Genomic DNA, 12,170 nt, shown 5'->3' on the forward strand with positions numbered 1-12,170 from the left:
AAAGCGCCGTCATGTCGATGTTGTCCGGATTGTCAAACCACGCTCGCGAACGAAGCTTGGGGGCGGCGCCAGACGGAGACGACATGGGTAGTCCTGCGAAATCTATGAGGGCGCTCGCCTTCAGCCGGGACACATGCCGACTTCGCGAACGCCTTTAGGATGATCTTGTCTGAGTATATGCCCGCCCGTGGAGCGTCAATTCGACCTCAACGCGTAAGCGCCGCATCTCCCCAGGTGACTGGATCGGCGTTGCCCTGCCCGCTTGTCCGCGCGACCAGTTCGATCAGCTTCACGCCCGAGACATCGACATCCAGCGTCTGCGCCGCCTGGCCCCATTTGGCCGGTTTCGAGCGCGCCAATCGCTTGCCATCGCCATAGACTTCGAAGGTCACAAAGCGCGCCTTATCGGCGGCCGAGTCATCGACGCCGACGCTGGCGGTTAAGCGCCGGAAGCCCGCGTTGCGGACCTCCAAACGCGAATTGCCCAGGACGCCGATGCCCGTGTCGAAGGCGCGTCCCGCGACCGCCAGCTCCTGGTCGAAGGGCGTCCGATCGGCCTGGGCCCCGCCCCAGCCACCGTAGCGCGGCCGCTCGCCAAAGCCGCGCGTGTTGCGCCAGGGCAGCGGCGCGCGATGGATCATCGGGTCCGCGATCGGCGTGACCACGCCATCGACGGCGGGGTTCACCGCTCCGGGCTGCTCGGACAGGAAGAGGCCATCGGCCAAGCGGCGCGCCCCTTTCGCCCGGAACAGCAGGGTTTGGCGCGGCTCCAGCTTGAACTTGCGCTCGCCCTGGAAGCGGATCTGCTCACCGGTCCACAGGTTGGTCAGGTCGATGTCGGCCTTGGCCAGGAACTTCAGTTGCTCGGCCGTCAGCACCACCTCGAGCGGCGCGGAGGTTCGATTGAAGATCGCCGCGGCCTTGTCGCCGCTGGCCAGAGTTTTCACGAAGATGGAGACGTCGTCGGAATCGTAAGCCAGCACCGCCTGGTTTCCGGCCGGATCCTGGTTCAGGGCGATGACGTCCTTCGCGCCCAGGATATCCAGTAGCGCCGGCGTCGCCTGGCGCAGGTCATAGCCGATCAGCAGCGGCGCGTTGACCATGGCCCAAAGCGCGAAATGCGACCGCGCGGCCTCCAGATGGCTGACGTCGAAATCGCCCTTGCCGACGAACAGCATGTCCGGGTCGTTCCAGGTGCCCGGATGGGCGTAGAGCGGCCGGCGCGAGACGCTGTCGAGATTGTGCAGCATCCGCCCCCAGGTCGGCGAGATGTCCTCGCTGGTTCGCGACATGGCGCCCACGTTCTTGCCCCACGACCGCACGTCGGCCGAACCCCAGATGCAGAGCGAGAAGACGAAGTCGCCGTCGGGATTGTGCTTGTCGAGCGCGCGGCCGACCTCTTCGTAGAGGTCGCGCACCTTGACGATGTCGGTGCGGCCCAGGGAGTCGATATCGATGATCGGCTCGAGCGCGCGGTACTGGCCGGCCTGAACGCGCTTGTCGCTGGCCGGCAGCCCGCGTACGCCGCAGCCGTCGACCTTGATCAGATCAAAGCCCCATTCGGCGAAGTAGAGGGCGATGTCCTGATCGACGTGGCCATAGAGCCCGACCTCGCGTTCGGCCACGTTGCCTTCCGGCTGGTTGGGGAAGGTCGAGGTGAACACCTGGCCGCAGCTGTTGCGGCCAATGTCGGAATAGATCCCGGCCTTCAGCCCCATGCCGTGGAGGCGGTCGGTCAGCGGCCGGAAGCTGGTCGCCCCGTCCGGCGTCGCCGCCGACGGAAAGCGGGCGGCGCGGGCGATCATGCGGCCGTCCGACTCCCGCCGCTTCAGCCACCAGCCGTCGTCGAGGTTCACATAGCGATAGCCCTTGGCGGCCAGTCCGGTGTCCACCAGGGCCTGGGCCGAGCCCATGACCTTTTCCTCGTCCAGATCGCTGGTGAAGGCGTTCCAGCTGTTCCAGCCCATTGGCGGCGTCTGGGCCGCGGCGCGACTATAGGCGCTCCAGCGGCCGGTCGCCGCCAGAGGATCGGCCAAGGCGACGCCGGAGGCCGACGCCAGGAGAACCGCGGCCAGAGCCGCGCTCGCGCGCGAACGCCATTTCATACGCATACTCCTCGAAACTTGGTCGTTGCGCTCAGCGCGCCTGGAGGTTGTTGCCGAAGAACGGCAGCACATAATCCTGGAACCGGGTCGCTACGTCGCTGGTGTGATCGCCCGGATAGATCTCGAAGCTGTTGGCCAGGCCGTAGCGGTCGAAGACCTCGTGCAGCTTGGTCGCGTCGTCCTTCAGGCCGTCGCGGTCGCCAACGTCCATCGAGATCGCCTTATAGCGCCGCAGATTGCCGATATACTGGTCGACAAAGGCTAGGGGCGCATTGGCCGCCCACTTGGCAAGGACGTCCGTCCGCACCGCGCCGTTCTCGACCGGCAAGTCCAGATAGAGCGGCGGGCGCTTGGGGTTGGGCGACCAGGCGGCGGCCGTCGCCAGTTGGGCGCGCAGACCCCAGGGCAACTTGGCCGCCTCCTCCGGGGTCTTGATCGCGGCCAGGGTCGCGGCCGCTTCGGGGTCAACCTTGCCCGGCTCGCGGGGCGACAGGCAGCACGGGCTCATCAGGTAGAGCGCCCCGAACACGTCGGCGTGGCGCATGCCGATGCGGCTGGCCCCATATCCGCCCATCGAGTGCCCAACTAGCCCGCGACTCTCGCGCTTGGCGAGGGTGCGATAGTGCTGGTCGACATAGGCGACGAGATCGCGGGAGACGAAGGTCTCGAAGTCGCCGGTCGTGACCGAACTCGAATACATCGAGCCGTTGTGCAGGGTCTTGCTGTCAGGCAGCACGACGATCATCTCGGCCACGCCCTTGCCGAAGGCGCCCTCGATGGTCTGGGGTACGTGGATTTCGCGGCTCCACTGCTCGGCGCCGATGGAATAGCCGTGCAGGGCGTAGACGACCGGATAGCGCTTCTTCGGATTGGCGGCGTAGCCCGGCGGCAAGACCACCAGCACGTCGCGGTCGGCGCTCTCGCCTTCCAGATTGCCCTCGATGGCGACGGAATGAACCTTGATGCGCTCGATGGTGACAGGCTTGGCGCCCGTCACCACGGGCGGAGCCTTCGTGCCGACTTGAGCCAGAACAGTCGCGGGCGTCGCCAGCACGCAGGCCGCCATCATGAGCGCGCGGAGTCGATCGTGGCGAGCCCTCTGTTTCGAGTCCTGCTGATTATACGTCGCCATCCCGTCCTCCCTGGCCGCCGCCTGAGCGTATCGCTCGGCGATCTCGATGTGAGCGTTACCTTTTGTCCGTTTAAACGGACTCGCGTCAATCGCCTTTCCGCGGTCTTCGCTCGGATCCTCAACGCCAAAGAGGAACGTGAAACGCGCGTTTTCACGCAAAAATCAGACTCGCCTGCCCCGCTTCATCGACCTAAGGTCGAATAAAATACACAGAGTAATAGGGAGGGTTCGATGCGTTATAGACTGATCGCCAGCGCCTGCTTAGTCTGGACTCTAGCAGGCGCGGCAGGGGCGGCGCCGACCACGCCGATCAAGGTGGATATCGACGGGACTCGTCGCTCGGCGGCGGTGACCAAATACGAATATGGCATGTTCATCGAGCCGATCGGCGGCCTGGTGGCCCGCACGCTCTGGGCCGAGATGCTGGACGACCGCAAGTTCTACTATCCGGTGGTCCCGCAGGCTCGGGATACCCCGCCACCGATGAACGCCGAGGGGCGGCCGGGCGTCTCGTACCGCAAGTGGCGTCCTATCGGCGGCGCCGATGTCGTCGCGATGGACACCAAGGCGCCCTATGTCGGCGCCCAGACCCCGACCGTCGCGGTGGACGCCGCCACTAAGCGCGGCCTGTCCCAGTCCGGGATCGGCCTCGCCAAGGGCAAGCGTTATGACGGCTATGTCCAGCTCTCGGGCGACGCCGGCGCCAAGGTCGAGGTCACCCTGGTCTGGGGACCTGGCGCAGCGGACCGCCAGACGGTCAGCCTGGCGGCGCCCAGCGCCGAGTGGAGACGCGCCGACTTCAGCTTCACTCCGACCGCCGACGCGACCGACGCGCGACTGGAGATCACCGGCCAGGGCCAGGGCCAGTTCAAGATCGGCGCGGTCTCTCTGATGCCGTCGGACAACATTCGCGGCTGGCGCGCCGACACGACCGCCATCGCCAAGTCCCTAAACTCCGGCTTCTGGCGCCTGCCCGGCGGCAATTTCCTGTCCGACTGGGACTGGCATAGCGCGATCGGCCCGCGCGACAAGCGCCCGCCGATGTTCGACCACGCCTGGAGCGCCATGCAGCCCGATGACATCGGCATGGACGAATGGCTGGACCTGACGAAGATCATCGGCGTCGAGCCCTACATCACCGTCAACGCGGGTCTGGGCGACGCCAACTCGGCCGCCGAGGAAGTCGAGTACATCAACGGCCCGGCGACCAGTCACTGGGGCGCCAAACGCGCCGCCAACGGCCATCCCGAGCCTTATCGCGTGAAGTTCTGGAACATCGGCAACGAGCCCTACGGCTGGTGGCAGATCGGCAAGACCTCGCTCGACTACTACATGATCAAGCACAACCACTTCGCCGCTGCGATGCGCGCCGTGGATCCCAGCATCACCCTGATCGCCTCGGGCGCCATGCCCGACCAGTTGCACCCACGCGACGTGAAGGAGAACCCCACGCTGGAGAGCATCGCCCACAAGTTCGGAACCGAAGAGGACTGGACCGGCGGTTTTCTGGCCAAGGCCTGGGGCAATTTCGACGGCATTTCCGAGCATTGGTACGACCGGCCCGAGGAGCGTCCCAACGCCCCCGCCGACATCGAGCTGATGGAGTGGGCCCGCTCGCCGTCGAACCACGTCCGGATGAAGGCCGAGGAGTGGAAGATCTACCAGTCGCGCTTCCCGGCGATGAAGGACAAGAACATCTTCCTGTCGATCGACGAGTACGCCTATTTCGGCCAGGTCAATCTGAAGTCCTCGCTGGCCTACGCCATGGTGCTGCAGGAGATGCTGCGCCATACCGACTTCCTGACCATGTCGGCCTTCACGACGGGCGCCTCGACCATGGACATCACGCCGACGACCTCGACGCTCAACGCCACGGGACTGGTGTTCAAGCTCTACGGCGAGCGGTTCGGGGCGGGCGTGACGCCGTTGGCGGTCGACGGACAGTCGCCCCAGCCCGCCCCGCAATACGTGGTCGGCTCGGCCCATCCGCAGGTTCGCGCTGGCAGTTCCACCTATCCGCTGGACGTGATCGCGGGCCTCAGCCCGGATGGCAAGGCGCTACGCATCGGGGTGGTCAACGCCACCTTCGACACCCAGACGGTCGCCCTGAACCTGAAGGCGCTCAAGGCCAAGAGCGCGGGCCGCAAGTGGGTCCTGACGGGCGCGTCGCTGAAGGCCGAGAACAAGGTCGGCCAGCCGGCGGGCGTCACCATCGCCGAAAGCGCCGCCAAGCTGTCAGGCGGTCGCCTGACGGCGGCGGCGACCTCGGTCACGGTGTTCGAGTTCCCGCTCGACGGGCGGTGAGCTTGCAAGGAGGGCGTCGGCTGGTCCGGCGCCCTACCCGCCCCGCAGCGTCCGCATGACGAAGGCGCGGATGCGGCCATAGGCCTCGCCCGCCAGAGAGCCCAGCGCGCCGCGCTTGTCTTCCGGCAAGTGCGCCAGCGGATGGCCGTCGGGTCGGAAGACATAGTGGTCGAAGAAAGCCCGCCAGGCTTTGCGCTCCGCCTCGGGGCGCTCGGCCAGGGTGATCATCGCCAACATCATCGCGGCATAGGGCGCGTCCGGCCCCATCGCGAAGCCATCCCACCAGTAATTGACCAGCAGGTTGCGCGGCTCCAGCGCCTCGACCTGATGCCACCACAGCTTGGGCAGATAGAGGCCATCGCCGGGCTCAAGCTCGACGGCCAGGGCGCGGGCCTTGGCGCCGGCAAAACGGGGATAGCGGGGATCGTCCGGCGGCGCCCCGGCGGCCAGCGAAACCGGCTGCCCGGCCATGGTGTGGTCGATCGGACCGACATAGAGGTCGCCGATCGCGTCCGGCGGATAGAGCGTGAAGCGTCGACGCCCCGCAACCACGCAGGCCAGGTTGTCGAAGGCGTCATAGTGGCACGCCACGCGGCTGGCGTTGCCCAGCCACACCCTCGGCCGAGCCGTCTGCGGCAAGAAGCTGACCGGGTTCTCCGTCGCCAAGGCTGGGAAGTAGTCGTCGGCCGGCAAGGACCCCAGATAGACGCTGTCCAGGGACGGATCGGCGGCGGCCGCGCCGATGCGCTGCAGGGCCTCCCCGGCGGTCAGGGTCTCGCGCCGGAAGTTGAAGCCTTCGAGGTCCTCGCCGTAGTCGTAACGTCCGGCGATCGCCGGCGCGCCGATGAAGGCCTCGCCAGAGCGGCCGGCGTCGAGACGCGACAGATAGGCGACCAGCGGATCCCAGCCCCGCGCCGCCTCCCGACTTACCGGCCAGGGGCGGCAGACGCCGCGCAGCACAACGGGCTCGCAGGCGCTCATGATCTGACGGTTGAACGCCGCCGGGTCCAGGCCCGCCAGCGCTTCGGCCTCGACGACGCGCATTCGCGCCGCCGCGTTCGCCGTCACGCGGCCAGCCTGTCGTTGCGCAGCGCCGCCAGGCGGGAGAGCTGCTTCAGCGAGCCGGTCATGGCGTAAGCCAGCTGCAGTTGGCCGCTCCGGAACAGCTGCAAGGCGGCCGCGTCGTCGAGCTCGCCCAGAGCATCCAAACTGACGGTATAGAGCCCGCCGAGGCTGAGGCTGCGGCCGTCGTCGAACGACAGGTCGATGTCGATCGGCTCGACCAGCTTGTGGGCCAGCAGCACCTTGATAAGGTCGTCGGTCTCGCGCACGCCGGCCTGCAGGCGGCCCAGGGCTTGCTGGACGCGACGGGCGGCCTGGGTCGGTTGACCGTCGCTCTCGAACAAGGCCGGACCACGTCCGGTCGCGAAGCGCGGATGCGCGGGGTCGACCAGAACCTCGCTCTCGGGGCCGACGAAGAAACCCTGGCGCTCCAGGTCCAGCGGCTGGAACAGGCGCGCGCCGCCCTCGGTGGCGTCCAGCAGGTTCTCGCCAGGTTCGAAGCCAAACATCGCGCCGGCGTAGAACTGGCCGGTCTCGGCGTTCTTGGTCAGGAAGATCGGGCAGGCCGCCGCGGCCGCCGCGAATTCGGACGCCACGATCTGGACGAAGTGCGGCCGCCGCCCGGGCAGGTCCCCCAGGCGCATGCCCGCGTGATCGTGCGCATTTAGCTCTTCCAGGTCCGCCAAGGCTTCCTCCCCTCGCCCCTTGTTCCCAGGACGATACCTCAACCCACGATCACACGCCGCGAATTATGGGGCAATAATAACACCGACAAAATATCCATTGATACCGCTACCTTTGCGCGTTACCGTCCTCGCATAACAACAATACGCAGGGAGGAATAAGATGCGCCAGGATGGCATAGGCCTACCTAAATCCCTTCCCTGAATAAGAAATTCGAGACGCATCGCGATCTCGGATCACCCGGCGCTGCATCGCCGGCAAAGAGTCATCCATAACCTCAGGAGGGGAAACGATGAGAGGGACTAATCCGAGTAACCTGAGTAAAATCAGGCGAGCAGGCGCATCCAAGGTTGCGCTCGCCAGCGCCTCGAGCCTGCTGGCCCTGACAGTGTTCGGCGTCGCGCAAGCGGCCGAGCGTCCGTCAGACGAAGCCATCGCCACGGCCTCGGCGCTCAACGCCCCGGCCGAGGCGGAGCCTCAAGCGGCCAGCCAGAAAGCCTCAGACTCCAGCGTCGTGGAGCAGGTGATCATCACCGGCCTGCGCGGCTCCTTGCAGCGCAACCTCGACATCAAACGCTCCTCGCCGGGCGTCGTCGACGCGATCTCGGCCGAGGACATTGGCAAGTTCCCGGACGCCAACGTCGCCGCCTCGCTGCAGCGTCTTCCGGGCGTCTCGATCCAGCGGTCCGGCTCGCGCGGCGAACCCCAGGGCATCACCGTCCGCGGCTTCGGCGGCGACTTCAACGAGACCCTCTATGACGGCCGCCGGATCTCGACGGCCACGGGCGGCCGCTCGGTGGACTTCAGCACCGTCGGCGCGGACTTCGTGGGCGGTCTCAGCGTCTACAAGACGCCGGACGTCACGCTGTCCAGCAGTTCGATCGGGGCCACCGTCAACGTCGCCTTCCCCAAGCCCTTCGACAAGCCGGGCCGCCGCATGGCGGTCACCGCGTCGGGCTCGCTGCAGGATGACGCCGGAAAGATCGTGCCCACTGTCGGCGCGCTGTTCAGCGACACCTTCGCCGACAACAAGTTCGGCGTTCTGGTCGACGGCATGTACACGCGCCACGACACCCAGACCAACCGCGTCTATGTCAGCGGCTGGCCGGGCGGTTATTACAGGCCCTGCCAACTGACGGCCGCCTGTACGCCCGAGCAATTGCAGACGCAGGGCAAGACGGTTCTCGGCTGGTTCGAACAGCAGGCCGGCGCCAGCCAGATCTACACCAAGGATGAGCGGGTCGACGGCCGCATCGCCCTGCAATGGGCGCCGATCGACGGCGTCACGGTCACGCTGGACGACAACTATTCACGCCAGAGCATCCGGGCCGACAACTTCGGCTACGGGATCTGGTTCAACCAGGACGGCCTGCGCAACGTCAAGCTGGACCAGAACGGCACCACGGTCGACTTCACCCAGGCCGGATCGCAGACCGACTTCACGGCCGGCACGGACCGTTCGGTGCTGCGCACCAACCAGACGGGTCTGAACGTCAAGTGGGACGTGTCTGAAAACCTGAGCTTCGAGGGCGACGCCAGCTACGCCAAGAGCTGGCTGAACCCGAACGGCGAAGTGACCAGCGACGGCGCCGACGTCGGCTACGGCTTCGGCATCGGCCCGTCCTTGGGCATCCGCATCGACGGCGGCAGCAAGAACACCCTGCCGGTCCTGCACGACTACGGCCCCAACGGCGATGGCTCGCGGTGGGCCGACACCTCGGTGATCGGTTCGCACGTGGTCGTGCGTCAGGCGCAGCAGAACACTGATGTCGTCAAGCAACTGCGCTTCACCGGCGCCTGGGAGCAGGACGGCTTCAGGATCAAGGCCGGCGGCACCTATCTGGAGGATCGGTTCCAGTTCCAGCAGAAGAACACCTTCGTCAACAACTTCTGGCAGGCCTATCCAGGCTATGGCCCGGCGTCCGGTCCGAACGGCGGCGTCATGGTTCCGGCCACCCTGTTCACGGAGCGTGTCAGCACCAAGAACTTCATCCCAGGCTTCGACGGCACCCTGCCCCCGTACCTGCTGAAGTTCGACGCCCACGCCTATCAGGCGTTCCTGAGCGGCCTGGGCAATCCTCAGACCAAGAACATCCCCGGCTTCAACTATGGCGGGGGCGGCGTCGGAACCCAGTTCACGGGCGCCTTCGACATGGCGCTGGACAACGGCAGTATCCGGGACATCACCGAAAAGACCTGGGCGCTGTTCGTGAAGGCCAACTTCGAGGTCGACGTGGCCGGCATGCCGTTCCACTTCAACGCCGGCGTGCGCGAGGAGAACACCCACGTCACGTCCAAGGGCTTTGGCCAGGTGCCGACGGCGATCACCCGTAGCGCCGGCGACCCGACCCTGCTGACCGTGACGCTGAGCCAGCCCCAGGCGGTCTCGACCAAGAGCAACTATTCGTACCTGCTCCCCAGTGTCGACATGAAGCTGGAGCTGACCGAGAGCGTCCACCTGCGTCTCGACGCCTCGCGGACCCTGACCCGTCCCGGCCTGAACCTGCTGACGCCCGTCGCCAGCGTGGGCACGGGCCAGCGGGTCGGCGCTCTGACGGCCAGCGGCGGCAGCCCCTCGCTGAAGCCGTACCTCGCCGACAACTTCGACGCGGCGGTGGAGTGGTACTACAAGCCGAACTCGTACGCGGCGGTGAACGTCTTCATCAAGGACGTCAGCAACTTCATCGTCGGCGGCACCACCCGCCAGACCATCAACGGGGTGATCGACCCGACCACCGGCCAGCCGGCGATCTTCGCCGTGACCCAGCAGGTGAACGGGCCGGAAGCCACCGTGCGCGGCGTCGAGCTGGCCTGGCAGCACGTGTTCGGCGACAGCGGCTTTGGCTTCAACGCCAACGCCACCTTCGTCGACACCAACAAGCCCTACGATCCGAAGGACATCTCCCAGAGCGGCTTCGCGATCACCGGCTTGGCCAACTCCGCCAACCTCGTGGCCTTCTATGACAAGAACGGCTTCGAGGCGCGGGTGGCGGTCAACTACCGCGAGGAGTACCTGCGCGGCTTCGGTCAGAACCAGAACACCGGCGCCTTCGGCTCGGAACCGACGTTCGAAAATCCGAACCTGCAGGTCGACTTCTCGACCAGCTACGCCCTGACCAAGCAGATCAACCTGTTCTTCGAGGCGATAAATCTCACCAACGAGACGCAGAGCACCCACGGACGGTTCGATAACCAGCTGCTGGACGTCTTCGCGTACGGACGCCGCTACACGGCGGGCGCGCGCTTCCGCTTCTAGTTGCACTCCCCCTGGCTGGGAGCGTCAATGGCGCTCCCAGCCGTTCTTTTCAGCGTTCGATCCATGGTCCGTCCGGTCAAGAACATCGTCATCGTCGGCGGCGGCACAGCCGGCTGGCTCACCGCGGGCGTAATCGCCGCCAAGCACAAGGCGAGGCGGGCCTCCGGCTTCACCGTCACCCTGGTGGAGTCCCCCAACACGCCGATCATCGGCGTCGGCGAAGGCACCTGGCCAACCCTGCGCACGACCCTGGCCAAGATCGGGGTCTCCGAAACAGATTTCTTCCGCGAGTGCGACGCGGCCTTCAAGCAAGGCGCCAAGTTCGCCCGCTGGACCACAGGCGCCGAGGACGACGCCTACTACCATCCGCTGGTGCTGCCGCAGGCCTTCTCCCAGGTGAACCTCGCGCCGCACTGGCTGGCCCAGAGCGGCGACGTCAGCTTCTGTGACGCGGTCTGTCCGCAGGGCGTGCTCTGCGACGAGGGCCTGGCGCCCAAGACGATCGCCAGCGCCCAGTACCAAGGCGCGGCGAACTACGCCTACCACTTGGACGCCGGCAGGTTCGCGCCGTTCCTGCAGCGGCACTGCTGTGAAAAGCTGGGCGTGCGTCACGTCCTGGCCGACGTCCAGCGCGCGGACCTCGCCGAGGACGGCGATATCCGCGCCATTGTCACCGAGCAGGCCGGCGAGATCGAAGGCGATCTCTTCGTCGACTGCACCGGCTTCCGCTCGCTGCTGCTGGGCGAGGCCATGGGCGTCCCCTTCAAGGACTGCGGCGACGTGCTTTTCTGCGATACGGCGCTCGCCATTCAGGTCCCCTATGAGAGCGAGACCAGCCCGATCTCGACCCACACCATCTCGACGGCCCAATCGGCCGGCTGGATCTGGGACATCGGCCTGCCCACCCGGCGCGGCGTCGGCCACGTGTTCTCCAGCCGCCACATCTCCGACGAGGACGCCGAGCGCGAACTGCGCGCCTATGTCGGCCCGGCGTATCGCGACCTGCCGGTCCGCAAGATCGGCATCCGCTCTGGCCATCGCGAGATCTTCTGGAAGCGGAACTGCGTGGCCGTGGGCCTGGCCGCCGGCTTCCTAGAGCCGCTCGAGGCCTCGGCCATCGTGCTGATCGAGCTGTCGGCCAAGCTGATCGCCGAGCAGATGCCGGCCTGCCGCGAGGTGATGGACGTCATCGCTGGCCGCTTCAACGCCACCACCCAGTACCGCTGGGGCCGGATCATCGACTTTCTCAAGTTGCACTATGTGCTGAGCCAGCGCAGCGACACCGCCTTCTGGCGCGACAACCGCGATCCGGACACCATTCCCGAGCGCCTGTCCGACCTGCTGCGCCTGTGGCGTCATCAGCCGCCGTGGCTGCACGAGGAGTTCGACCGCGTCGAAGAGGTCTTCCCGGCCGCCAGCTACCAGTACGTGCTCTACGGCATGGGTTTCCGCACGGAGATCGAGCGCGAGGCGCTGGCCGACGAGGCGGCGCTGGCCCAGCGCGCCTTGCGCGAAAACGCCGTGCAGACCGAGCGCCTGCGCGCCACCCTGCCCCGGCATCGCGACCTCATTCGCAAGATCGTCGAGCACGGCCTCCAGCCGGTCTGAGCGCGGTCGTCGACACCCA

The 12,170-nt window shown here is 66.6% G+C and carries 7 protein-coding genes; 3 read left to right on the plus strand and 4 right to left on the minus strand.

Going from position 1 to position 12,170, the window contains the following annotated elements:
• Positions 1–206: 206 nt before the first annotated feature.
• Complete coding sequence (locus tag Q0379_RS01190; protein WP_299003352.1) at positions 207–2,105, minus strand: NPCBM/NEW2 domain-containing protein; 1,899 nt, start codon at positions 2,103–2,105, stop codon at positions 207–209.
• Between the two features lie 31 nt (positions 2,106–2,136).
• A complete protein-coding gene (locus tag Q0379_RS01195; RefSeq protein WP_299003407.1) occupies positions 2,137–3,171 on the minus strand; it encodes an alpha/beta fold hydrolase in 1,035 nt (344 codons plus the stop codon).
• Between the two features lie 297 nt (positions 3,172–3,468).
• Here Q0379_RS01195 and Q0379_RS01200 point away from each other — a divergent pair, with 297 nt between their 5' ends.
• Positions 3,469–5,541, plus strand: a complete 2,073-nt coding sequence (locus Q0379_RS01200; protein ID WP_299003355.1) for an alpha-L-arabinofuranosidase C-terminal domain-containing protein — start codon at positions 3,469–3,471, stop codon at positions 5,539–5,541.
• Positions 5,542–5,574: 33 nt separating this feature from the next.
• Here Q0379_RS01200 and Q0379_RS01205 read toward each other — a convergent pair whose 3' ends face one another.
• A complete protein-coding gene (locus Q0379_RS01205) occupies positions 5,575–6,609 on the minus strand; it encodes a cupin-like domain-containing protein (RefSeq protein ID WP_299003358.1) in 1,035 nt (344 codons plus the stop codon).
• Complete coding sequence (locus tag Q0379_RS01210; RefSeq protein ID WP_299003361.1) at positions 6,606–7,289, minus strand: SapC family protein; 684 nt, start codon at positions 7,287–7,289, stop codon at positions 6,606–6,608. The genes Q0379_RS01205 and Q0379_RS01210 overlap by 4 nt, the downstream gene beginning before the upstream one ends.
• A 290-nt stretch (positions 7,290–7,579) precedes the next feature.
• Here Q0379_RS01210 and Q0379_RS01215 point away from each other — a divergent pair, with 290 nt between their 5' ends.
• Positions 7,580–10,543, plus strand: a complete 2,964-nt coding sequence (locus Q0379_RS01215; protein ID WP_299003364.1) for a TonB-dependent receptor — start codon at positions 7,580–7,582, stop codon at positions 10,541–10,543.
• 63 nt (positions 10,544–10,606) lie between these two features.
• The gene (locus Q0379_RS01220; protein ID WP_299003367.1) at positions 10,607–12,151 is read left to right on the plus strand and encodes a tryptophan halogenase family protein; all 1,545 of its coding nucleotides are present in this window, start codon (positions 10,607–10,609) and stop codon (positions 12,149–12,151) included.
• Positions 12,152–12,170 lie beyond the last annotated feature (19 nt).

The organism is uncultured Caulobacter sp. (genome assembly GCF_937900395.1).
Taxonomy (GTDB): Bacteria; Pseudomonadota; Alphaproteobacteria; order Caulobacterales; family Caulobacteraceae; genus Caulobacter.

What these genes read in the sequence shown, in the direction of transcription:
- Q0379_RS01190 (WP_299003352.1), bottom strand. Translation starts at nt 2,105, where the DNA reads ATGAAATGGCGTTCGCGCGCGAGCGCGGCTCTGGCCGCGGTTCTCCTG.
- Q0379_RS01195 (WP_299003407.1), bottom strand. Translation starts at nt 3,171, where the DNA reads ATGGCGGCCTGCGTGCTGGCGACGCCCGCGACTGTTCTGGCTCAAGTC.
- Q0379_RS01200 (WP_299003355.1), top strand. Translation starts at nt 3,469, where the DNA reads ATGCGTTATAGACTGATCGCCAGCGCCTGCTTAGTCTGGACTCTAGCA.
- Q0379_RS01215 (WP_299003364.1), top strand. Translation starts at nt 7,580, where the DNA reads ATGAGAGGGACTAATCCGAGTAACCTGAGTAAAATCAGGCGAGCAGGC.
- Q0379_RS01220 (WP_299003367.1), top strand. Translation starts at nt 10,607, where the DNA reads ATGGTCCGTCCGGTCAAGAACATCGTCATCGTCGGCGGCGGCACAGCC.